Genomic DNA, 23,177 nt, shown 5'->3' with positions numbered 1-23,177 from the left:
CCAACTTACATTTGAGCAGGTAATTTCTGTCTCTTCTTACAACTTTATCCTGGAAGCTTTATTCTATGCAGCTTCATATTAAATTGGTATAAGGTATTGACTACTTATTAATTATTTTATATTGGACAATTGATTGCTCCTTGAGGAGAATGACCTTGTAAGGCTTGTAAAATATTTTGAGATGCTTCTATAGCAATGTCATATCGTAAATCATCCACCGCAGATCCTAAATGGGGAGTAAAAAAAGTTTGGTCTTGTTTCTCTAGCAGAGATGGAGGAATTTTCGACGGGCGATCGCTACGGGCCCAATCTTCTAGTTCAAACACGTCAGCGGCATAACCCGCTAAATGTCCAGAGGCTAAAGCATCGCTCACCGCTTGTTCATCAACTACTGAGCCACGACACGGATTGATTAAGAAACTCCCTGGTTTCATCCGTGCTAAAGATGTCTCATTTATCAAATGAAACGTTTCTGGTTGTAGAGGAACCATTAGCACAACAAAATCACTGGTTGCCAATAGCGTATCTAGAGAAACTCGTGACAAGCACCAAGCTGCGGCTTTTTCCTTGGGTAAAGGCATCGCATCGGTGTAAATCAAGTTCATTTCAAAACTAGAAAGCCGTTGAGCCAGAGCTTGCCCCAGGCTCCCCATACCAACAATTCCCAGTGTTCGGTTTGCTAATCCCACGCCGTATAGATGGGGCCGCCAACCTGCAAACGTGCCTTGACGAATTAAGCGATCGCCTGGCAACATCTGGCGGGCTAACCCGATAATTAATCCAATGGTCAACTCAGCTGTTGGTACAGCCAATAAGCTAGGTACGATTGTGAACCAAATACCTTGACGAGTACAGGCATCAACATCAAAGTTATCGTAACCTTTCAATGCTCCGGCGATAATCTTCAATTTTGGACAAGCTTTCAGAAACGCCTCATCGATTTGATCTGGCATAAAAACCATCAAAGCTTCAGCGTTCTGCGCCAACTTGAGAATTTCTTGACGCGGTAAAGTCTCTCTATTTGGATTTGCAACTACCTCACAATACTGACTTAAGTTTGTAATAATTTCAGGGTGAACCCAGTGGGTAATTACAACTTTAGGTTTCATCAGCAACCTCCTAAATTAAACGTTTCCTAAGATAACTACTAAAACTATCAACCAAAATGACCATAAGCAAAACAACTAGCAGCACTGCTGAAACTTCCCAGTCATCGATCGGGCGAAGTGCGCCAATTAGCTCAAATCCCATGCCACCAGCCTCAATCGCTCCCATAATCGTGGAGGCACAAAAGAGTCAATATACTTCTTGCAGAAGTCGGGAAAAGGGGAAGGAGAAAAGGTTCTGTATTGTCCCCTTCCCCTTTAACCTTTACCCTTTTCCCCCTCTTGCAAAAAGCACTTTTGCAAGAGGTCTAATATACTGGCATAACGAGATAAAATAAGTTTACTTTTGTAGAGAAGTGGACATCTGTGGAATCTGTGGAAGCTCTGGATACTCATTTATCCCATTTGCAAGCAACAGTAGCCAAGCTAGAGGGATTAGGGCGTATTTTCTCACTCTAATAGTAAGTCGGAAAATTTTATGAAACTCTACTATGTAACTTTAAACAATACAGATGAAGCGCGTCAAATTGGTCGGGCATTACTAGAATGTAAGTTAGCAGTTTGTGTCAATTGGTTCCCGATTACTTGTGCTTATAGTTGGCAAGGAGAAATTACTGAAGAACCAGAAGTTGTTTTAATTATCAAAACTCAAGATGGTTATGCTTTAGAAATCGAAAAACTTATTCAAGAGCATATTACTTATACTAATTTTATCGCCGAAATTTCTCCGACAGCAGTTAATCAGGGTTTTGCCAATTGGTTGAATGCAGAAGTTTCACCGCGCTAACAATAGAATTTACCTAATACCATTTTTCTCTCTGCCGCTGCTCTCTACCTACACAGCGATAGAATATTTTTTTTAGTTGGAAGTCCCTTATGCCTCAAAAGCTTTATTCTAACTATTTTACTGGAGGTCAAAAATGGCAGTTCTCAAACTAGAAAATGGAACTCTTCACACCGATTTAATTCACATTGCTCAGGAATTAGCCCCCTTGAATATTCAAATTAATCGTCAGACTGTAGGAGATAACCCCAAACTCCAACATTTGTTGGCAAAGGATAGTCTTAACGAAGATGAAAAAGAACAAGTACTCAAAGCAATAGATAGTTACTTTGAGCAACTACAACAGACAGCAGGCTATAAATCTCGTGATTTGGTTGTCCTTCATCAAGGGATTCCTAACCTTGATGAGTCAATGGCAAAGTTTGACCAAATTCATACCCATGCAGATGATGAAGTGCGCTACATCATTGATGGAGAAGCGATTTTTGGCTTTGTACGTTCTGATGGTAGTCAAGTAGAACTGACAGTACAACCAGAAGAATATATCAACATTCCAGCCGGAACCGAACATTGGTTTTATCTCACCCCAGCAAGACGCGTGAAAGCAGTACGCTATTTCATCACCACAGAAGGTTGGATACCCCAATATACAGGCAGAGAAATTCGCACCCGCCAATCCCTAGTGAGTTGAGAAGGCAGAAAGTAATCCCCATAAATAAATTTAGGGGCTTTAAACCCGCTTTGCAGAGGGCAAAAGATATTTTCTGCCTTCTACCTTTCTTTGCTCAATTCTAAATTATCAAACATTACAAATTACGAATTACAAATTAGTATGAAGCGAATTGTTTTTTGTGACTTTGATGGCACTATTACAGTTGACGAAACTTTTGTCGCGGTTCTGAAAAAGTTTGCACCAGTACTTTCTGCAAAACTACTGCCTGAAATGTATGCCAAAAGGCTGACATTGCGAGAGGGAGTCAAGGAAATTCTGCAATCAATTCCATCTGCAAGTTATCCAGAAATTCTGGAATTTACTAAACCTCAATTGATACGTCCTGGGTTTATAGAGTTATTGGATTTTCTGGAGTTTCAGGGAGTTTCATTAATAGTAATTTCTGGGGGATTACGGGGAATGGTAGAGGTTGTTTTGGATGGAATAGTTCATAGAATAGAGAAAATTTATGCTGTAGATGTCGATATTAGCAGTGCTTATTTAAAAGTAAATTCTGAATACGAAGGAGATACAGAACTGATCGCTAAGGTGCAAGTTATGGATCGGTACCCAGTCGATGAAAAGATTGCTATTGGTGACTCTATCACCGACCTAAATATGGGATTGCAAGCTTCTGTTGTCTTTGCACGCTCTCCTTTATCACAATATTTAGATGAACACCAAAAACCCTATATTCCCTGGAATGATTTTTTCCAAATCCGCGATTATTTAGCAAAATCATGGAGTTAAACCCAACGATAGCAGATCCTCGTTTGCAACTAATTGCCACTGCTCGGTATTTTTACCAAAAAGGTTGGATGCTAGGAACTGCCGGCAACCTATCGGCTCGATTAACTGATGGTAGTTTTTGGATTACAGCTAGTGGTAAATCTAAGGGTGAGTTATTACTCAACGATTTTGTTCTCATTGCTCCAGATGGCAAAATAGAAGGATCAGCCACCCAGGTGATACCTTCAGCTGAAACAGCTATTCATCAACTAATTTACCACCTGTTTCCAGAATCACTAGCTTGTTATCATATACATTCTATTGAGAGCAATTTGGTTTCTCGTTTGGTTGAAGGTGATAGTTTACCTTTACCACCCCTAGAAATGCTCAAAGGTTTGGGAGTTTGGCAAGAAAATCCCTGTTGTGTAATGCCAATTTTTGCTAATCATCTCCAAGTTGCCCAGATTGCTGGTGATATTGAACAACGCTTTGCCGTCACTCCACCGCAAATATCCGCATTACTAATTCGGGATCATGGTTTGACAGTTTGGGGTTGTTCTCTTGAAGCTGCTCGTAATTATATTGAGTTATTAGACTACATCTTTCGCTACATGGTTGCGGCCGTTCGCTTAGGCATAAATATCTGAAATCCTACTTGATGGCAAAGTTAGACGGGTCTTGATCTCGTCGATGCTTAGTGGGAATGGGGGCTGGCTGTCCATCACCTGCAAGGGCTGCGGTTTTTTCCAGGGATTCCCTCAATCGCTTGGCTGCGTAGATAGACATGTCTCGTGGTACATTAATGCGATCGCGCAAATATCGGAGAGCGACATCAGATCCCGATGGAGGTACACAGTTTTCCCCTGTCATCATGTGTGTTAAAGCACAACGTAGCGCTAGATCGAACAATTTATCATCTAAGGGGTTGACTCGGATAATATTGATCCGATGATCGATTGTTCGTTTAAGAGCTTCGATACGGGAGTTTTCTGGTTCTGGATAAGTAACGTCTGGTAGCCCGAACCAGGGGCCGTTATCCACCCGCGCTTTATTGAGAAGCATCTGGGTTTCGCCGTTTTCCCAACAGCCCCCCATCTGAGGTGGTAAATCATGTGCGTGGGTGTGAAAGTCGCTCTGGGTACCGCAGTAGGTCGGTCGGCTTTCCATTGCCGCAAACCATGCGCTCAAACGAGGGTTTTCCTCTCGCAGTGAGTAGCCTTTGTAGTAGTAAAGGCTCGCATTCATCCGTTCAAGATATGGCGTAAAAATGACATCGACGATGCCGAAGCTATCTAGAAAGTAAGGGCTTGGGGTGCTACCCAGAGCCTCCTCTACCCTAGCCACCACTCCGATAAATTGTTCCCGGTTGCGTTGTTCTTGTTGAGAGGAATCGGTTCTAGAGCATAGCCAAGCGCACCAGGCTCTAAATAAAAGTCGTTCTAATTGACGTAGAGGCAGCACCGTGCGGTCTTCCATCCCTTGGTTCAATGGAGCAAATACCTTTTCCAAAGCGATCAAAATGTCATCGCTTTCCTTAATAATCCGTCCATCTAGCTCGATCGCGGGGAGCATTCCTGATGGTACCTTACGTTTATACCAACTTTCTTTCTCCCCATAGCAGAACATTGTCACTTTTTCAATGCGATATGGGATCTGTTTTTCCTCTAGCCATAACCAAACTTTTTGACAGTAGGGACACCAAGCGTGGTTATCGCGGTACAGCGTTACCCGCACATCAGATTCCGGCTGACCAAACAAGCGCAACCTGGCTCTAGCATTGGTGAGACCATTAACGGTATCTATTTGATAGTCCGTGAGGGTTTCTAGTTCTTCCCAGCTTAAGGGTGCGGTAGTCATAGGGGGAGTTGCGTAGGGCAATACTTAGGACAATTCTATACTCTACAATATTTTCAATTACACCAAGGCTTAATTTAACCGATAGGTTCGCTCATCAATTCTTTCCATTTCTCTTTTAAGAAAAATTTGAAGTGACGATACCACGTTCAAAGGTTCTGGCAATTTGGCATAACTTATCTCTGAATTGCCGTTTAAATAAGATATCAACAGAACAGACGCAAATTGCCAGTTGTTGACCCAACGCTGTAGAAGAACTCAGCAGCCCACCCACAGCGCTCGGTCATCGCTTCTCTACAACTGGCTAGTAATGTACTAGAAAATACATAGTAAATGTGCAATGGCAATGCCTGCGGCCGTAAACTACGCGCTTTTCCTACTTAAATTTGGCTGAATTTTTGAGAGTAAAGTTCATCAGACACTTTTTTTAGTTCTGGTTCAACTACTGTCAAATGTTGCTCCAAAATTGCCAAATTCCGAATGTTGGACTTATAGAAAGCATCAAACAAATCACCCACTAAAGGCACAGTACCAACGACTGTTTCCAAACCTACATTAAAAATCATTTTGGCTAAGTCTTGACGCGGGATGCCAAACCGAGTCGCTAAAAATATGATGTAAGCTGAAAACGCTGTACTGATTAAATCACCAGCACCTGGAACTAGACCAATGATTGGGTCTATGCCAATGCGAAAACCTGTCAAAGGGATACGTATTGATGTATCCATCAGACGGCTGAGTTTGCGGATGCGATTTAGAGTAGCAAGGCGTTTGGCAGCGTCCATAATTGACCATATTTACACTACTTTTAAATTGCACCATTTTTAGTTATTTGTCTTGTACCGTTAGAAATAACAAGTATGAATAAAAATCCTGAATACTGCCTAAAAAAGCAGATAGATGGATGATATAGTTTGTTGCGTTGTGATGCCTGCGGTAGTAAACTACGCTCTATTATTTATTATGACCAAAACTCTTGTATCGTATAATCGGGTGTGTCTTATTCCACTAGTTTTTTCTTTATTGGGCATGGATGCAAGTACGGCAAAAGCGATCGCCCAAACTACGTTTCCATTCAAGGTAGTATATGACACAGAAGTTACTCTAACACTTATCCCATCAACCGACATATCAAAAGCATTTGTCTCAGGCTTTAATTCTGATACTTTATTGAAATTGAGTCACTCGATCGAGATCCAACTACTCCCTTGAAAGGTCAAGCTTTTTTGAGTGGTTCCTTCCAGACACCGCAGAAAGTTCCAGAACCAAGAACGAGAGCAACACTATTCGGTATATGTGTAATTGGGATTGGTTTGATGTCACGCAGACGCGGTTGGCTGTATAGTCCCCAATTTTGGCTACAATTTGCGATCGCACCCAGAATTTGACCGAAAATGGCTCGAAGTACTGACGCTGAAATATCAAGAAGGTTTAACAGATAAAGCGATCGCTGTTTTAGTTTACAATCCCCCGAATTTAACAGATCGCATTCGGGGGAGTATATCAAGAGTATTCGCATATCCTTCATCTCCCCGTTCCCCAGTGCCTGCTACGCTGGGTACTGGTGCCCAATGATGCGATGAGGTTGGTAAAGCTCTTCTAAAAATTTGCGCTCTTCATCAGAAAGTTTCAAATCCACAGCCTCAACTGCTTCTTTGAAATGCTCTATCTTAGTTGCACCAACAATTGGGGCTGTCAGTCCTGGTTGATGCAATAGCCAAGCTAGAGCAATTTGTGCTGGTTTTACACCGCGTTTTTGCGCTAACTCAGCGACGCGAGCAACTATTTGGAAATCTGACTCTTGATACTGGCGGTTCCCCTCTAAATCTTCAACTTTTGACCTTACTGTTTGACCGCCTTCTTTAGTGCGATTTCCTGCCAAAAATCCTCGTGCTAGGGGACTCCAGGGAATAATCCCAATGCCTTGATCTAGAGATAGAGGTATAATTTCACGTTCTTCTTCGCGGTAAATCAAGTTGTAGTGGTTTTGAATGGACACAAAGCGAGTCCAACCGTGTATGTCAGCCGTGTAAAGAGCTTTAGCAAACTGCCAAGCATAAACACTAGAGATTCCCAAATAACGCACTTTACCTGATTTAACTACGTCATCAAGTGCTTCCAGGGTTTCCTCAATTGGTGTTTCATAATCCCAACGGTGAATCTGGTACAAATCTACGTAGTCTGTTTGTAGCCGCCGCAAGGAAGCATCTATGCCATTAAAAATATGTTTGCGAGATAGTCCTCTGTCATTAGGGCCTTCACCAGCCTTACCGAAGACTTTAGTCGCAATTACAACTCGATCTCTTTTAGCAAAGTCTTTGAGTGCCCGTCCTAAAATTTCTTCACTGATACCTTGTGAATAAACATCAGCTGTGTCAAAGAAGTTAATTCCCAACTCTAAAGCCAGTTTGATAAAGGGGCGGCTTTCTTCTTCTTCTAATGCCCATTCTCGTAGTTTACGAGAACCAAAGGTCATAGTACCAAGGGCAATACGTGATACTTTTAATCCACTTTTTCCGAGATTTACGTATGTCATAAGTTTTTAGAGATTAGGGCATTGGGCATTGGGCAAAACAGTTCCGAGTTACGTTCGTGGGGCGTTTAGCCCGTTCCCAGTCCTGAGTAAAGAAATGAGATTCCCTACTCAGCACTTATTAATCAGCACTCTTGAGGGGCATTGGGTACAAGAGACAGAGGTGTCGAGGGGCACAGGGATAAAAGTTACTGCAACTTTTTCTCTGCTCCCCTGCTTCTCTGCCCCTCTGCTTTTCTTCCCCATTCCCAATAACAGATATTGCTATGAGCGACTGGTGGAGATGGTTGGGTACTGATGTCCTAAGATGGGATGTGGTGTGTAAGGTTCTTCCAGGAATTTACGCTCTTCATCGGAAAGCTGCAAATCTACAGCCTCAACCGCTTCTTTGAGATGCTCAATCTTGCTAGCACCAACTATCGGAGCTGTTACACCCGGTTGATGCAATAGCCAAGCTAGAGCAATTTGTGTTGGTTTCACGCCGCGTTTTTGCGCTAGTTCTACGACGCGATCGACTATTTGAAAATCTGAATCTTGATAGTAGAGATTGTGGGCGAATTCGTCGGTTTTTGCGCGCACGGTTTGACCATAGTCTTGTTTGCTACGATTTCCAGCGAGGAAACCACGCGCTAAGGGACTCCAAGGAATGATCCCAATTCCTTGATCTAGAGATAAAGGTATGATCTCTCTCTCTTCTTCTCGATAAACTAAGTTGTAGTGATTTTGGATCGATATAAAGCGAGTCCAACCGTGTTTGTCAGCCGTGTAAAGGGCTTTGGCAAACTGCCATGCATAAACACTGGAGATTCCTAAGTAACGAACTTTTCCTGATTTGACTACATCATGCAGCGCCTCTAGGGTTTCCTCTATGGGCGTTTCGTAGTCCCAGCGGTGAATTTGGTACAAATCGACGTAATCTGTTTGTAAACGCCGTAATGAGGCATCAATGCCATCAAAAATATGCTTGCGAGACAGTCCCCGATCGTTGGGGCCATCTCCGATTTTATTGTATATTTTGGTAGCAATAACTACTTGATCTCTTTTGGCAAAGTCTTTGAGCGCCCGTCCCAGAATTTCTTCACTAGCACCTAATGAATAAACATCAGCGGTATCAAAGAAGTTAATGCCCAACTCCAAAGCGAGTTTAATAAACGGGCGACTTTCTTCTTCTTCTAGTACCCATTCTCGCCATTTCCGAGAACCATAAGTCATAGTACCCAAAGTCAAGCGTGATACTTTTAATCCACTTTTTCCGAGATTTACGTATGTCGTCATACTGTTTGCTCTACTTTTTGATAACGTTGTGATAGTTCTAATGCAAGTTGAGAAGCTTGATGTGCTTTATCGCTGCGTCCTAGCTGGCTGTAGGTATTAGCTAATTCCCTTTGAATTACGGGAATATTGCCGCGAGATGCATTGCGCTTTTCTAGTACATTTAAGGTTTTGTGATACTGCCGATCGCGAATTAGTGCATCAAGATAAATTTGCTCAAATAAATCTCGTTGAGCATGAGATCCACCTGTGGAGTATAAATCGGGTAATACTGGCTCTAGTTGAGCGATCGCACTTTCCCAATCCCCACGAGCATGAGCAATCATCCCCCTAGCAGCTGGCACTCCCACCTCTATCCAAGTCCGCCGCCCATAGGGTAAGACGTTTTCTCCATGATTTTGCATACTCTCTAACATCTCTGCCGCCCAATCATCTTTACCGCCCCTTACCAATGCATAGATATATTGCAAATCCAGGAAGGCAAGGGTGTGTTCGTGTATTCGTGGTTGCAGGTAAGGAGCAAGTTCCTGCCAGCGGGAACCGATATCTACACCGCGTAACTCTAGCCGTAACAACAAGGCGATCGCGTTAATTTGTTCGCGTCCATTGTCTTTTTTGGCACGTCCCCAAATGCGCGTGTCATATATCTCTAGTACTTTGGCAAAATTCTCAATATCCAGGTAGTAAAGAGATGTATGCCACCAAAGATGTCCATAAAAAGCCGAGCTACCATATTCCCAAGTATCGCTAAGACTTTCCATTAAACTAATTCCCTCTTCTAAGCGTCCTTGAGTTTCTAATACATGAGCAACAGCGTGGTGTGCCCAACGGTTATCTCGTTTCAGAGCGATCGCAATTCGTCCATATTCTTCGGCTTGTGCTAAACGATGGCACTCTTCTAATCCAAAGGCCAGCATTCCGTACATATAGGGGTTGTCACGATTGGCGGCGAAAACTTTTTCGGCAATTAGTAGCATTCCCTGACTGTTACCGGAATTTCGATAGTGGTATTGGGCTAGATGTACCGAGGCTAAATCGCGGGGAAAAGCAATGGCGTAGGCGAAGCCCGTCGTAGACATCGCTTCATGATGAGCGATCGCTTGAGCAATGTCTCGGTTTGCCCATGCCTCTATTGCCGCAACGTAAAGTTTTTCGCGATCGTTCGCTCTTTTTAGGTAAGATTTCGCCACCTTCAGATGAGATTTAGCCTTGGTTAAGGCAATAGAGCCACCAGTAAATAGATAAAAGGCGGCAACTTGAGCGTTAGCGATCGCACAAGCCGGATCTGCCTCAACTGCTTTGAGAATGACTTGGGCATCGTTACCAACACCCAATAATTGATCGACAAAGCTATTAATGGCATCTACCACTGCTGATGAGTCGGTAGTAATTTCTAGTTCGGATGCATCTTTTACCATTGATTTTCCCAGAGCATTGCACAGCGACAAACATTACTTTGCAAAAGCTAGGCTATAAACTACTGTAACTCAATAGGGTTGATGGAGTTAATAATAATTGGTATTAATTTTTTTCATAAGTTGTCGAGGAACGCAGTTCAGGAGTGAAGGCAGAAGCCAGCTCAAGCTGATTTACATATACAAGTTAAATTTCGATAACATCAATAAAAATTCCAAGTTCAAAAGGTGAGCTTTGTTGTTGGCGCAGCCTCTGTCTCCGACACGCTACGCCTAAGCTTTTCACTCACCATAATTTACCCTTGGATCTCGGTTGTTGCAGTTGTTAGCCGTTTGCAATTGAATCGAGTGCAAACCTTCTTAGAGGCACGGCAATGCCGTGTTTTTACCCACTTACTTTACTCCAAACATATTTGCGGCAGACTTCGCAGGCAGCTTTTGCTTCCTCTGTTTGCGGATTGGTGAAGATGGGATGGTAACGCAACCTGTCGCAACAGACTTGCAACCATGCACGCCAACCACCACGCCACAACCGCACAGTACCGTCAGCACCGCCACTAACAATCGTCTGCCCATCGGTGCTAATGGCGACAGAATTGACATCACCCTCATGACCACGCAATGGTTCAGCTAAGGGAAGACCTTGGCGGTTCCATAACCGCACTGTGCCGTCACTGCCGCCACTGACAATCGTCTGCCCATCGGCGCTGATGGCGACAGAATTGACATCACCCTCATGACCACGCAATGGTTCAGTTAAGGAAAGACCTTGGAGGTTCCACAACCACACCGTGCCGTCTTCACCGCCACTGACAATAGTCTGTCCATCGGTGCTGATGGCGACAGAATTGACACCACCCTCATGACCACGCAATGGTTTAGCTAAGGAAAGACTTTGGCGGTTCCATAACCGCACCGTGCCGTCATAACCTCCACTGACAATGGTCTGCCCATCGGGGCTAATGGCGACAGAATTGACCCAATCCTCATGGCCACGCAATGGTTCAGCTAAGGAAAGACCTTGGAGGTTCCACAAGCGTACTGTGCCATCAGCGCCGCCACTGACAATGGTCTGCTCATCGGCGCTGATGGCGATAGAAGAGACACCATCTTCATAACCACGCAATGGTTCAGCTAAAGCAAGACCTTGGAAGTTCCACAACCGCACTGTGCCATCACTACCACCACTAACAATGGTCTGTCCATCGGCGCTGATGGCGACAGAATTGACCCAACCCTCATGACCACGCAATGGTTCAACTAAGGGAAGACCTTGGCGGTTCCACAAGCGTACTGTGCCATCAGCGCCGCCACTAACAATGGTCTGCTTATCAGGGCTGATGGCGATAGAAGAGACACCATCTTCATGACCATGCAATGGTTCAACTAAAGCAAGACCTTGGAAGTCCCACAACCGCACTGTGCAATCACTACCGCCACTAACAATGGTCTGTCCATCGGCGCTGATGGCGACAGAATTGACCCAACCCTCATGACCACGCAATGGTTCAGCTAAGGGAAGACCTTGACGGTTCCATAACCGCACTGTGCCATCACTACCGCCACTGACAATGGTCTGTCCATCGGTGCTGATTGCGACAGAATTGACACCACCCTCATGACCACGCAATGGTTCAGCTAAGGGAAGACCTTGGAGGTTCCATAACCTCAACGTGCCGTCATCACCCACACTGACAATTGTCTGCCCATCGGCACTGATGGCGACAGAATTGACAATACCCTCATGACCACGCAATTCAGCTAAGGGAAGACCTTGGAGGTTCCATAACCTCAGCGTGCCGTCACTACCGCCACTGACAATGGTCTGTCCATAGGCGCTGATGGCGACAGAAGAGACATGACCCTGATGACTACGAAATGATTCAGTTAAGGAAAGACTTTGGCGGTTCCACAACCGCACCGTGCCGTCACTACTGCCACTGACAATGGTCTGTCCATCGGCGCTGATGGCGACAGAATTGACATAACTCTCATGACCACGCAATAGTTCAGCTAAGGGAAGACCTTGGAGATTCCACAACCGCATCGTGCCGTCACTACTGCCACTGACAATGGTCTGTCCATCGGCGCTGATGGCGACAGAATTGACAATACCCTCATGACCACGCAATAGTTCAGCTAAGGGAAGGCCTTGGCGGTTCCACAACCACACCATGCCATCTTCACCGCCACTGACAATTGTCTGCCCATCGGCGCTGATGGCAACAGAATTGACAATACCCTCATGACCACGGAAGGGAATGGAGACTCTTACTTTATTCATCACCCGATTCAAGCTGCTCTGAACTGGTGCGAGAATCTGCTGGGGTAGTTTCTCTAGATTCTCACCCATTGTTTGAATTGCCAGCGCTAGACTATTAAGGGGTTGGACAGTGAATAAATTTTCTATCCTGGCAGCTTTGTCTCGCAATCGTGATTCAGTGCGTGCCTTATCTAATATGGCAATCTGGTACTGTTCATAAGCATCACTATGTTGATAAAAATTCTTTGCTTGAGGTGATGATAAAAACTCTAGCTGTTGCCAATTTTCCTGTACCTCTGCCAGCAATCCCCCCTGCATTAGGTATTTTTCATTCTCCCCTTTGTTCTCCCACTCGCGTAAAGCATCCGCTAACCGATCGCTCAACCGCCGCAAATCTCGGTCTTGTTGTCGCCATTGGGCAAACCTCTCCCAACCCTCAATTAAGGCTTCATGAGCTAAATCAATCCAAGCTTTTCCTTGTTCATCTTTCCCAGCTACCAGCAAACGTCCTTTCACTAATACTTCATCTAGCAATTCACTTAATGCTTGCTGCTTTTCTTGGTCATTACCAGCAATGGTTAACAGTTCAGTTTTTGGTTGGCGCTGTCGGGTATCCTTTTCTCCCTCTCCGGTTCGCACTAATCGCAGGAAAATTTGCTTAATCCAGTCTTTGCCTTGTTCATTTCGTTCTTGAGTCGGGCAATCGTGCTGATAATCTTCGTAAAAATAAACATTTTCTGCATGAAAATTCAGCGCCCCTGTCAATCCTTGGAAGTTTTCATACTGTTCTAGGGTGAGTTGATGCTTTTGTTGGTCGCGTTTTTCCCAGAGTCTAGTTAAAGCAAACTCCATCAACGGCAAATATCCCGGTTCTTTGCCAACATCTTCTAAAATTTTCAGTAATAGCCCTTCTTCAACACTATGACCTTGAAGTTTAGCAGGTTCGGTTATTGTCTCTTTTAAATCAACTCCAGTTATACGCGGCATCAAAACAAGCTGATTTTCAATTAATTTATTTAAAGACGGATAATCTGAACATGGTTCGAGAAAATCCGATCGCATGGTAATCACAACTGACAACCGCGAATCGGTCATCTCTACTACCTGAGTCAGCAATTCAATAAATCTCTGCTTTTCTTCAGCAACCGAGACAGTAAATAATTCCTCAAACTGGTCTACTACCAATAAAAATTTTTTTGCACCTGTGAGATGCTCCAAAATTACAGGTAAAGGATTCGGTTCATTAGTAATCAACTCCCACAGCAATTTTTCTTTTCTCGCCCCTGGAAAAAATGCTTTCAAAACTGCTCTCAATTCCTGCAAAGGCTGAAATCCTGGCTTGATTGGCGGTAAAATTTGCCAGACTCTATCATCTAATTCTGGAATTAAACCCGCCTGAACCACAGAAGATTTACCACTCCCAGAAGCGCCAATAATCGGGACAAAGGGCTTTTGTGCCAGTTTCGCCAGAATCTTCCTTACAACCTGCTTGCGCCCAAAGAAAAACTGTTTTTGTTCTGCTTCAAAGGCTTTTAAACCTTGGTAAGGACATTCTTCTTTTACCTCAAAGGTTTGAGCTTGGGTTTGAATGTTGTGGTTAATTAGAGTAATGCTACGCCCCCAACCCATGCGGATTGGTTCTTGTCCGCTACCTTTGAGTTCTGTAGCAAGTATATCGAAGAGGCGATCGCCTGTCACCTGTCCGCGATCGTTAGTGTTGTCTGGTGACAAACCAGCCAGCAAAGCTGTTGTAAAAATACTGTGTTGTTCGCTTTTTTTGGCATAAGCTTGTTGAAAACCTCTACAAGCAGCAATAAAGTAGTAATCGCGCTGTGAAATAAAGGCAGTCAGAGTTTTTTCGATCAGATTGCGTTCTAAAAATTCACCGCTATGACAGCAATCTAACAGCACTACTAAACTACTCAAGTCGGAGTCTCTAATTAAATTGTTGAGACTTAAAAGACTAATTCCGCCTGTTTGTTCAATAATTTGCTTGCCTTGAGTGACAATTGTCAAGTCAGAGGTTGCTAGATATGCTTGTTGTGTTCCTAAGCTGTCAGAGACGCTGATGCCATGCCCTGTAAAGTAAATTAGCGCTTCGTTTTTAACTGCTTGTTGTTGCAAAAGTGTTTTTAAAGCTTCAGCCAACTTAGTTGTGCTAACTTTCCCTTTAAGAACAACGATATCCTCAAAATCACCATGCGTTTTTAGTACCTGCGCGACTGCTTCGGCATCCGTAGCTGGTTTTGTGAGATTGGAAAGCTGATTTGTATAATCTGTAATGCCAACTACAAGCGCGTAACGAGCCATCTATACGTATTTAAATTGTCTGTTACAGAATAAGATAACTTAAATACACCTAAAATCTGAGGGCTTGATGTCGAACATAGAACGTTTAGTCTTTGAAGAAGACGGGGAAATCTATACAATTCTGTTCGAGTCAAAGGAAACGCCAAGTGTTCCAGAAATAGTTACACCGGAGGTTGATGAGGAGAAAGAATCCTACGGTTTTCGGGAAGAGGCATTTGTCAAGATTGAGGAAGTTCATCATCAAATTCGAGCTTATACCAAATATGCCATTGGCGCTTTTAAAAATTTAGGTGCTGCTGAAGTCGAAGAGGTGACTCTGAAGTTTGGCTTAAAGATAGGCGGAAAAACTGGTATCCCCTTCGTAACTGAAGGTTCGGCAGAGAGTAATTTTGAAATTGAGGTGAAGTGTAAGTTTCCTGAAAATAAGCAAAATTCCAGCACTTAAGGTTTTGCTTTAGCAGAGATAAGCTTTATACCTTCAACTCTGCTAATAATTATGGAAGCGATATCTCCTGCGGGTTACGTCTACACCTTTCACTCACCATAATTCACCTTTGAATTTCGGCTGTTGCTATTCAAAGCACGAAGTTCCGAGTTAAAAGGGAAAGTAATTGTCTTTTACTCACGATCGTTCACCTTTGGATCTCGGACGTTGCTGTTCAGAGCTTTAAATTTCGTGTTCTTATCTCGAACTTCCATGTTCTGAGGTTGAAACTTCGAGTTCAGAACTCGGAACGCCGAGCAATTTACTCCAACATCCGAGTTCTTAGCCTCAACATTAGACCTCTTGCAAAAATATGTTTTTGCACTCTTAGGGAAAAGGGTAAAGGTTAAAGGGAAAGGATTTTGAGTTTCTTTACCCTTTCCCCCTTACCCTTTACCCCGACTTTTGCAAGAAGTCTATTGCACCTTAGAAGTGCTATTGCCGAGCTATTTTCTACAACGCTGCGGCTTGAGGCTTGGATTTCCGTGATTTACGGGCGAACCTTTGCCCCATTTCCTCAACTACTCCATCTAAACCAGCGCCTTGTCCGCTAGCTTTAGCATAGTTATATACCTGCAACGCGGCTGCATAAGCTTCACTACCCACTGCTATAGATGTATCATCTAGCAACTCTTGTAATTGCGACAAAGACAGCAGTACTGGATACAAAGCTTCAAATAATTGTACGTCTTTCCGCATCTCATTAAGGTCAAACGATCGCGGTAAAAACTCTGGGTTCTGTGTCGCCACCTCCAATGCTTTGCTGACAAAGGCGCGGCTTTTATCTCCCATCTTGGGTAAAGCTTTTCGCTCCTCGTTACTTAAATCAATCAAAAATGGTAGTTTCTCTTTAATTGTAGCGATCGCTTGCAACACAGCATCTCTATCTGATTGCGCTAGTGTTGCACTAATTGGGGCTGTGGACATAGAAGTTAATCTCCAGTATATTGCTTAATTTTAGAGTGCCCACATATACCAGTTAAGTTTCAATAACACCAATAAAAATTCCAAGAATAAAGGGTGAGCTTTGTCAAAGTGCGGGTTACGCCTAAGCTTTTCACTCACCATAATTTACCCTTGGACCTCGGTTGTTGCAGTTGTGAACATAAAGTTCCGAGTTTTGAGCATGAACTTCCAAGTTTTGAAGGTGAAAACTGGAGTTCTGAGCCTAAATGGTGAAGATAATAAATCTCTTTTTTGTGTTCTCCTTTTCTTACTTACTGCCTTTATAGGCGTTTGCAATTGAGTCGAGTGCAGACTTTCTTAGAGGTACAGCAATGCCGTGTTTTTACCCGCTGACTTTACTCCAAACATATTTTTGGCAGGTTTCACAGGCGGCTTTTGCTTCCTCTGTTTGCGGATTGGTGAAGACGGGATGGTAACGTAACCTGTCACAACAAACTTGCAACCATGCACGCCAGTCACCCCGCCACAACCTTACAGTGCCATCTTCACCGCCGCTAACAATCGTCTGCCCATCGGCACTAATGGCGACAGAATAAACCCAACCCTCATGACCGCGTAAAGGTTCAGCCAAGGAAAGACCTTGCAGGTTCCACAACCGCACAGTGCCATCATCACCGCCACTAACAATCGTCTGCCCATCGGCGCTAATGGCGACAGAATAGACCCAACCTTTATGACCGCGCAAAGGTTCAGCTAAAGCAAGACCTTGCAGATTCCACAACCGCACAGCGCCATCAGTACCACCACTAACAATCGTCTGCCCATCAGCGCTAATGGCAACAGAATTGACAAAACCCTGATGACCGCACAAAGGTTCAGCGAAGGCAAGACCTTGACGATTCCACAACCGCACAGTGCCATCATCACCGCCACTAACAATCGTCTGCCCATCGGTACTGATGGCGACAGAATTGACATAACCCTCATGACCGCGCAAAGGTTCAGCTAAGGCAAGACCTTGCAGATTCCACAAACGCACAGTACCGTCACTACCACCACTGACAATCGTCTGCCCATCAGCGCTAATGGCAACAGAATAGACCCAACCCTCATGACCGCGCAAAGGTTCAGTTAAGGCAAGACCTTGGTGGTTCCACAACCGCACCATGCCGTCAGTACCGCCACTGACAATCGTCTGACCATTAGTGCTGATAGCGACAGAATAAACCCAACCCTTATGACCGCGCAAAGGTTTCGCTGAGGGAAGACCTTGGTGGTTCCAAAACCGCACCGTGCCGTCAGTACTACCACTAACAATTGTCTGACTATTAGTGCTGATAGCAACAGACCTAACATTGCCTTCATGACCACGCAAAGGTTGAGCTAAGGCAACACCTTGGCGATTCCACAACCGCACAGTGCCGCCATCACTGCCACTGACAATCGTCTGCCCATCGGTGCTGATGGCCACAGACCTCACATTTCCCTCATGACCACGCAAAGGTTCAGCTAAGGAAAGACCTTGGCGATTCCACAACCGCACCGTACCATCAGCACCGCCACTGACAATGTTTTGTCCATTGGCGCTGATGGCTACAGACCTCACATTTCCCTCATGACCATACAAAGGTTCAGCCAAGAGAAGACCTTGGGAATTCCACAACCGCACCATACCGTCGGCACCACCACTGGCAATCGTCTGTCCATCGGCACTGATGGCGACAGAAGAGACATTATTTTTATCCCCACGCAATGGTTTAGCTAAGGGAAGACCTTGGCAGTTCCATAACCGCACCATACCGTCGGCACCACCACTGACAATCGTTTGCCCATCGGCGCTGATAGCGACAGAAGAGACATTACCCCGATGACCACACAAAGGTTTAGCTAAGGAAAGACCTTGGTAATTCCACAACCGTACAGTGCCGTCGGCACCGCCACTGACAATCGTCTGCCCATCAGCGCTGATAGCGACAGAAGAGACATTACCCCGATGACCACACAAAGGTTCAGCTAAGGAAAGACCTTGGTAATTCCACAACCGTACAGTGCCGTCAGTACCACTACTAACAATCGTCTGCCCATCGGCGCTGATAGCGACAGAATTGACATTACCCTGATGATCGCGCAAAGGTTCAGCTAAGGGAAGACCTTGGTAATTCCACAACCGTACAGTGCCGTCAGTACCACTACTAACAATCGTCTGCCCATCAGCGCTAATAGCGACAGAAGAGACATTCCCCTCGTGACCACGAAAGGGAATTGAGACTCTTGCTTTATTCACCACCCGATTCAAACTGTTCTGAACTGGTGCAAGTATCTGCTGGGGTAGTTTCTCTTGATTTTCCCCCATAGCTTGAATTGCCAAAACTAGACTATCTAGGGGTTGTAAGGGCAATAAATCATCTACTCTAGCCGCTTTCTCTCGTAACTGGGATTCAGTAAGCGCCTTTTCCATCTCGGCAATCCGGTCTTTTTCATCAGCATCGCTGCGCTGGTACAAATCTTCATCTTGTTGGGGTGATTGCAAATGGGGCTGCAATTGTTGCCAGTCATCCCTGATTTCCGCCAGCAATCCCTTTTGCATTAAATCTTTGTCATCCGGCCTTTCGTTCAACCATTCCCGTCGAGTATTTTCTAATGTATCGCTCAACGGCCGCAAGTTTCGGTCTTGTTGTCGCCACTCGGCAAACTGCTGCCAACTTTCAATTAAAGCTTTATGGGCTAAATCAATCCAGACTTCTCCTTTCTCATCTTTCCCTGTAATTAATAAGCGTCCCTTAACCAATCCCGCTTCACCATCTAGTAACTCATTAAGTTGTTGCTGTTGATTGGCATCATCACCTGCAATATTTAATAATGTGGCTTTTGGTTGGCATTGTCGGGTATCCTTTTCTGCCTCTCCCGTTCGCACTAACCACAGAAAAATCTGCTTAATCCATTCTTTTTCTTGCTGACTGCGTTCTTGAGTTGGGGATTCTTTCTCATAATCTTGGTAGTGATAAACATTTTCTGCGTGGAGATTTAACACCGCAGTTAATCCTCCCAACTTCTCATACTCTTCTTGGGTGAGTTGATATTTCTTTTGCTCGCGTTTCTCCCAGAGTTTAGTTAAGGCAAACTCTAACAATGGCAAACTCTCTGGTTCTTGTTTAAGATTTTGGAGAATTTTTAATACTCCTGCTTCTTCAACACTATGAACCTGAAGCTTGGCAGGTTTGGCAATTGTCTCCTTTAAATCAACTCCAGTTAAAGGCGGCATAAAAACTGCCTGGGTTTGAATCAGGTGAGTCAGAGAGGGATTATCTAAACAGGATTCCAGAAAATCCCCTCCCATAGTAATTACAACTGCTAACCGCGAATCATGAATTTTTACTACCCCAGTTAGTAGTTCAATAAATTTTTGCTGTTCTTCCTTATCTATACAAACTGTAAATACTTTCTCAAACTCATCTACCACCAGCAAAAATTTTTCTGTGTTAACCACAGCCTCTGCATCATCAATAGGTTTAGTCAGGCTGCCAAAACTGTTGTCATTCTGAGCAATTTCAACCACAAGGGCGTATTGTGTCATCTTGTTTTGTTAAAACTATTGAGAAAATTACCTCTGTGCTTTAAAATACCCAGATTAACGAGTTATTTACCCACTAGAGTTAAAAACTCTAGATTTAAAGTTCAAGTAGCAGTTGAGTAACACGCAGTAGAAGCACAATATTAAAGTCTTAGTGACTGGGATAAGCTCTATACCTTGTAATTCAGTAGTAATTACGGCAGGGATGTCTAAGAGCAGGCTACGACTAGTTAAAAAATTTCAGCTTAAGTTGACACCAATGCAATACTTTTCGGTTAAAGGGAAAAGGAAAAGAAAAAACCTTTAACCTTTACCCCTTAACCTTTTCCCAAAACCCGATTCAGAATAAAAAAATGCACAAAGCGAGAAGTATTGGATATCAATGGGCATTACCGTGCTACTACCTTGAGAAAAATCTCACATCACGCTAGTCTTCATTGACGTAACTGCACGCTGTAACATTAGGCGATGACAAATCAACTCTCTCTAAAAATTCCCTCTTGCACTTGGAGCCGTCCCATCGGCTTAGGCTGGGATAAACCTTATACAGTCCGCTATGCAAGTAATATTGATGATGGCCCTTGGCATGGTATGCCTTTAGGCGGCTTTGGTGCAGGTTGCATCGGTCGTTCTTCACGGGGAGACTTTAACCTGTGGCACATCGACGGCGGTGAGCATACCTTCAAAAACATTCCCGCTTGTCAGTTCAGTGTGTTTGAATCCAATAGCACATCTTCCCAAGCCTACGCATTGTCTACCCAAGCGCCCGATGATAGCACTCTCAAAGCGTGGCAATGGTATCCGACAACTGCCAAGACAGAGGGAACGGGTGATTATCACGCACTATATCCACGTAGCTGGTTTGTATATAAAAGTACATTTCGAGCACAATTGACTTGTGAGCAATTTTCCCCAGTCTGGGCAGGTAATTACCAAGAAACTAGCTACCCTGTGGCAATATTCCTCTGGAATACCCACAACCCGACAGATACACCGATTACTCTCAGTATTATGCTGACTTGGCAAAATATGGTGGGCTGGTTTACAAATGCTCTCAAATCTCCCGAAGTGCGGGTGCGCGATGATGGTAGTCCGGTTTACGAATACCAACCGCGCTGGGGCGAAAGTCAAGGAAACTGCAACCAGATAGTTGAAAATACACAACAGTTTGGCTGTGTTTTAGGTCGGGTTGGTAGTGATGAACCTTTGCAAGAAGGCGACGGAACTTGGTGTATTGCGACGCTGAAACATCCGCAGGTGGAAGTCTTTCATCATAGCCGCTGGAATCCTGAAGGTACGGGTGATGAGGTATGGCAAAGCTTTGCCCAAGATGGCTCTTTGCCCAATTATGTTGATACTACTCCAGCAACAGAGAATACACAAATTGGGGCTGCGATCGCAATCCGTTTCACTCTCCAACCAGGCGAAACTCTCGAAATTCCCTTTGTCGTCGCTTGGGATTTGCCAATTACAGAATTTGCGGCTGGAGTCAACTATTACCGCAGATATACAGACTTTTTTGGTAACAATGGCAACAACGCCTGGGCGATCGCATCCACCGCATTACAAGAATACCAAACTTGGCGATCGCAAATTCAAAGTTGGCAAAAACCCATTATCGACCGGGAAGATTTACCCGACTGGTTTAAAATGGCTCTATTTAATGAGCTTTATGACCTCACTAGCGGCGGTACTCTCTGGAGTGCAGCATCAGAACTTAACCCCATCGGTCAGTTTGCAGTGCTGGAGTGCCTAGATTACCGTTGGTATGAAAGTCTAGATGTGCGGTTGTATGGCTCTTTTGCCCTGCTGATGCTGTTTCCAGAATTAGAAAAGTCGGTGATTCGGGCATTTGCACGGGCGATTCCTCAAGGTGATGATACTCCCCGAATAATTGGCTATTACATGACAATCAAGGCCGAAAGCCCGATTGCAGTTCGCAAAGTTGCAGGTGCAACACCCCACGATTTAGGCGCACCGAACGAACACGTTTGGGAGAAAACCAACTACACCAGCTATCAAGACTGTAATTTATGGAAAGATTTAGGTAGTGATTTCGTTTTGCAAGTATACCGTGATTTTTTACTCACGGGTGCTGACGATGTGGAATTCCTGGCAGATTGCTGGAATGCGATCGTTCAAACTCTCGACTACCTGAAAACTTTTGACCTCGACGGCGATGGGATTCCTGAAAATTCTGGTGCACCCGATCAAACCTTTGATGATTGGCGATTACAAGGTGTCAGCGCCTATTGTGGTGGGTTGTGGTTAGCGGCGTTAGAAGCTGCGATCGCAATTAGCGATATTTTATTAACTTACCAGACCGGTGACACAACAGAGTTGGCAGCGCAAAAATCCACTTATGAAACTTGGTTACAACAATCTCTTCCTATTTACCAAGAAAAACTCTGGAATGGCGAATATTACCGACTTGATAGTAAAAGTGGTTCCGATGTGGTAATGGCAGATCAATTGTGCGGACAATTCTACGCCCGTCTGCTGGACTTACCTGATATTGTACCGAGCGATCGCGCCCTCTCTGCCCTGAAAACAGTTTATGACGCTTGCTTTTTGAAATTCTGTAATGGTGAGTTTGGTGCTGCTAATGGTGTTCGTCGTGATGGTTCACCAGAAAATCCCAAAGCTACTCATCCATTAGAAGTTTGGACAGGGATAAACTTTGGGCTAGCGGCTTTTCTCGTGCAGATGGGAATGAAAGATGAAGCGTTGAGGTTGACGCAAGCTGTGGTGCAGCAAATTTATGAAAATGGTCTGCAATTTCGCACGCCAGAAGCTATCACCGCAACTGGTACTTTTCGCGCTAGCACTTACCTGCGGCCAATGGCAATTTGGGGGATTTACTTAGTTATTAATTGATTGACTATCAAAGCGATTCTCGTTTTGATGCAACACACGTAGATGTCATAGATGCCAACTTAAGCTGAAATCTTCTGACTGTATAAGTTTTGCCCCCAGTCCCTCTCCCAAAATTAGCAAAAGGAAGCAAATTCTCCAGTTCCCCTTCTCCCAATATGGGAGAAGGGGTTAGGGGATGAGGGCATAGAACCCTTACTCTTAGCTAACTTCAATCTTAAGTTGACACCTATGACAGATGTACGTCCCTAGCGAATTTAACCTGTCTTTATCTGAGAAAGCAGACTTTAGGTTTGCGATTTTATTTTCCGAGTATTTCCGGAAGCGAAGGAAAATTTCAGTAATGGTAAGAGTTGAAGCATTG

Annotated in this window: 17 protein-coding genes; 6 read left to right on the top strand and 11 right to left on the bottom strand. The window is 44.3% G+C overall.

Annotated elements, in window-relative coordinates; genetic code table 11:
• Positions 1–116 precede the first annotated feature (116 nt).
• Positions 117–1,109: a phosphonate dehydrogenase gene (locus tag V7K53_RS32185; protein WP_335201537.1), complete on the bottom strand. Its 993-nt coding sequence runs from the start codon at positions 1,107–1,109 to the stop codon at positions 117–119.
• A 10-nt stretch (positions 1,110–1,119) separates the two neighbouring features.
• Entirely contained in the window at positions 1,120–1,275 is a 156-nt protein-coding gene (locus tag V7K53_RS32180; RefSeq protein ID WP_442940522.1) for a hypothetical protein, read from the bottom strand.
• A 309-nt stretch (positions 1,276–1,584) separates the two neighbouring features.
• Between V7K53_RS32180 and cutA the strand changes: the two genes are divergently transcribed.
• The 4 genes from cutA (at position 1,585) to mtnB (ending at position 3,978) form a co-directional block, all read left to right on the top strand.
• Positions 1,585–1,893: a divalent-cation tolerance protein CutA gene (gene cutA / locus V7K53_RS32175; RefSeq protein WP_334999910.1), complete on the top strand. Its 309-nt coding sequence runs from the start codon at positions 1,585–1,587 to the stop codon at positions 1,891–1,893.
• Positions 1,894–2,026: 133 nt separating this feature from the next.
• A complete protein-coding gene (locus V7K53_RS32170; protein WP_335201536.1) occupies positions 2,027–2,581 on the top strand; it encodes a 1,2-dihydroxy-3-keto-5-methylthiopentene dioxygenase in 555 nt (184 codons plus the stop codon).
• Positions 2,582–2,722: 141 nt separating this feature from the next.
• The gene (locus V7K53_RS32165) at positions 2,723–3,352 is read left to right on the top strand and encodes an HAD-IB family phosphatase (protein WP_335201535.1); all 630 of its coding nucleotides are present in this window, start codon (positions 2,723–2,725) and stop codon (positions 3,350–3,352) included.
• Complete coding sequence (gene mtnB / locus V7K53_RS32160) at positions 3,343–3,978, top strand: methylthioribulose 1-phosphate dehydratase (protein WP_335201534.1); 636 nt, start codon at positions 3,343–3,345, stop codon at positions 3,976–3,978. Before V7K53_RS32165 ends, mtnB begins: the two co-directional genes overlap by 10 nt.
• A 4-nt stretch (positions 3,979–3,982) precedes the next feature.
• Here the strand turns inward: mtnB and V7K53_RS32155 are convergent, their stop codons facing one another.
• The 7 genes from V7K53_RS32155 to V7K53_RS32125 all read right to left on the bottom strand — a co-directional run bounded on the left by V7K53_RS32155 (position 3,983) and on the right by V7K53_RS32125 (position 14,978).
• Positions 3,983–5,188 carry a glutathione S-transferase family protein gene (locus tag V7K53_RS32155; protein WP_335201533.1) on the bottom strand — a complete coding sequence of 402 codons (1,206 nt, stop codon included), beginning with the start codon at positions 5,186–5,188 and terminating at the stop codon, positions 3,983–3,985.
• Positions 5,189–5,565: 377 nt separating this feature from the next.
• Positions 5,566–5,970, bottom strand: a complete 405-nt coding sequence (locus tag V7K53_RS32150; protein WP_334929868.1) for a DUF4112 domain-containing protein — start codon at positions 5,968–5,970, stop codon at positions 5,566–5,568.
• Positions 5,971–6,401: 431 nt separating this feature from the next.
• Complete coding sequence (locus tag V7K53_RS32145; RefSeq protein ID WP_335201532.1) at positions 6,402–6,704, bottom strand: hypothetical protein; 303 nt, start codon at positions 6,702–6,704, stop codon at positions 6,402–6,404.
• A 30-nt stretch (positions 6,705–6,734) separates the two neighbouring features.
• Positions 6,735–7,721, bottom strand: a complete 987-nt coding sequence (locus tag V7K53_RS32140; RefSeq protein ID WP_335201531.1) for an aldo/keto reductase — start codon at positions 7,719–7,721, stop codon at positions 6,735–6,737.
• Between the two features lie 261 nt (positions 7,722–7,982).
• Positions 7,983–8,993: an aldo/keto reductase gene (locus V7K53_RS32135; protein WP_335201529.1), complete on the bottom strand. Its 1,011-nt coding sequence runs from the start codon at positions 8,991–8,993 to the stop codon at positions 7,983–7,985.
• Complete coding sequence (locus tag V7K53_RS32130) at positions 8,990–10,408, bottom strand: tetratricopeptide repeat protein (RefSeq protein WP_335201528.1); 1,419 nt, start codon at positions 10,406–10,408, stop codon at positions 8,990–8,992. The genes V7K53_RS32135 and V7K53_RS32130 overlap by 4 nt, the downstream gene beginning before the upstream one ends.
• A 382-nt stretch (positions 10,409–10,790) precedes the next feature.
• The gene (locus V7K53_RS32125) at positions 10,791–14,978 is read right to left on the bottom strand and encodes an nSTAND1 domain-containing NTPase (RefSeq protein ID WP_335201527.1); all 4,188 of its coding nucleotides are present in this window, start codon (positions 14,976–14,978) and stop codon (positions 10,791–10,793) included.
• A gap of 67 nt (positions 14,979–15,045) precedes the next feature.
• Here V7K53_RS32125 and V7K53_RS32120 point away from each other — a divergent pair, with 67 nt between their 5' ends.
• Complete coding sequence (locus V7K53_RS32120; protein ID WP_094349282.1) at positions 15,046–15,423, top strand: CU044_2847 family protein; 378 nt, start codon at positions 15,046–15,048, stop codon at positions 15,421–15,423.
• A gap of 492 nt (positions 15,424–15,915) precedes the next feature.
• Here the strand turns inward: V7K53_RS32120 and V7K53_RS32115 are convergent, their stop codons facing one another.
• Positions 15,916–16,389: a hypothetical protein gene (locus V7K53_RS32115; RefSeq protein ID WP_289799849.1), complete on the bottom strand. Its 474-nt coding sequence runs from the start codon at positions 16,387–16,389 to the stop codon at positions 15,916–15,918.
• A gap of 361 nt (positions 16,390–16,750) precedes the next feature.
• Positions 16,751–19,942, bottom strand: a complete 3,192-nt coding sequence (locus V7K53_RS32110) for a WD40 repeat domain-containing protein (RefSeq protein ID WP_335201526.1) — start codon at positions 19,940–19,942, stop codon at positions 16,751–16,753.
• Between the two features lie 465 nt (positions 19,943–20,407).
• On the opposite strand from V7K53_RS32110, the gene V7K53_RS32105 reads away from it, so the two are divergent.
• Complete coding sequence (locus tag V7K53_RS32105) at positions 20,408–22,816, top strand: GH116 family glycosyl hydrolase (RefSeq protein WP_335201525.1); 2,409 nt, start codon at positions 20,408–20,410, stop codon at positions 22,814–22,816.
• The last annotated feature ends 361 nt before the right edge of the window (positions 22,817–23,177 follow it).

Origin of the sequence: Nostoc sp. (genome assembly GCF_036917355.1) — a bacterium.
Classification (GTDB): Bacteria; Cyanobacteriota; Cyanobacteriia; order Cyanobacteriales; family Nostocaceae; genus Nostoc.
Note: the sequence above shows the minus strand (reverse complement) of the source record. Positions and strands in the feature narration are given on the sequence as shown.

Coding starts and splice junctions, on each gene's coding strand:
- V7K53_RS32155 (WP_335201533.1), bottom strand. CDS start 5,188: ATGACTACCGCACCCTTAAGCTGGGAAGAACTAGAAACCCTCACGGAC.
- V7K53_RS32110 (WP_335201526.1), bottom strand. CDS start 19,942: ATGACACAATACGCCCTTGTGGTTGAAATTGCTCAGAATGACAACAGT.
- V7K53_RS32140 (WP_335201531.1), bottom strand. CDS start 7,721: ATGACATACGTAAATCTCGGAAAAAGTGGATTAAAAGTATCACGTATT.
- V7K53_RS32120 (WP_094349282.1), top strand. CDS start 15,046: ATGTCGAACATAGAACGTTTAGTCTTTGAAGAAGACGGGGAAATCTAT.
- V7K53_RS32165 (WP_335201535.1), top strand. CDS start 2,723: ATGAAGCGAATTGTTTTTTGTGACTTTGATGGCACTATTACAGTTGAC.
- V7K53_RS32145 (WP_335201532.1), bottom strand. CDS start 6,704: ATGCGAATACTCTTGATATACTCCCCCGAATGCGATCTGTTAAATTCG.
- mtnB (WP_335201534.1), top strand. CDS start 3,343: ATGGAGTTAAACCCAACGATAGCAGATCCTCGTTTGCAACTAATTGCC.
- V7K53_RS32185 (WP_335201537.1), bottom strand. CDS start 1,109: ATGAAACCTAAAGTTGTAATTACCCACTGGGTTCACCCTGAAATTATT.
- cutA (WP_334999910.1), top strand. CDS start 1,585: ATGAAACTCTACTATGTAACTTTAAACAATACAGATGAAGCGCGTCAA.
- V7K53_RS32170 (WP_335201536.1), top strand. CDS start 2,027: ATGGCAGTTCTCAAACTAGAAAATGGAACTCTTCACACCGATTTAATT.
- V7K53_RS32150 (WP_334929868.1), bottom strand. CDS start 5,970: ATGGACGCTGCCAAACGCCTTGCTACTCTAAATCGCATCCGCAAACTC.
- V7K53_RS32105 (WP_335201525.1), top strand. CDS start 20,408: ATGACAAATCAACTCTCTCTAAAAATTCCCTCTTGCACTTGGAGCCGT.
- V7K53_RS32130 (WP_335201528.1), bottom strand. CDS start 10,408: ATGGTAAAAGATGCATCCGAACTAGAAATTACTACCGACTCATCAGCA.
- V7K53_RS32180 (WP_442940522.1), bottom strand. CDS start 1,275: ATGGGAGCGATTGAGGCTGGTGGCATGGGATTTGAGCTAATTGGCGCA.
- V7K53_RS32125 (WP_335201527.1), bottom strand. CDS start 14,978: ATGGCTCGTTACGCGCTTGTAGTTGGCATTACAGATTATACAAATCAG.
- V7K53_RS32115 (WP_289799849.1), bottom strand. CDS start 16,389: ATGTCCACAGCCCCAATTAGTGCAACACTAGCGCAATCAGATAGAGAT.
- V7K53_RS32135 (WP_335201529.1), bottom strand. CDS start 8,993: ATGACGACATACGTAAATCTCGGAAAAAGTGGATTAAAAGTATCACGC.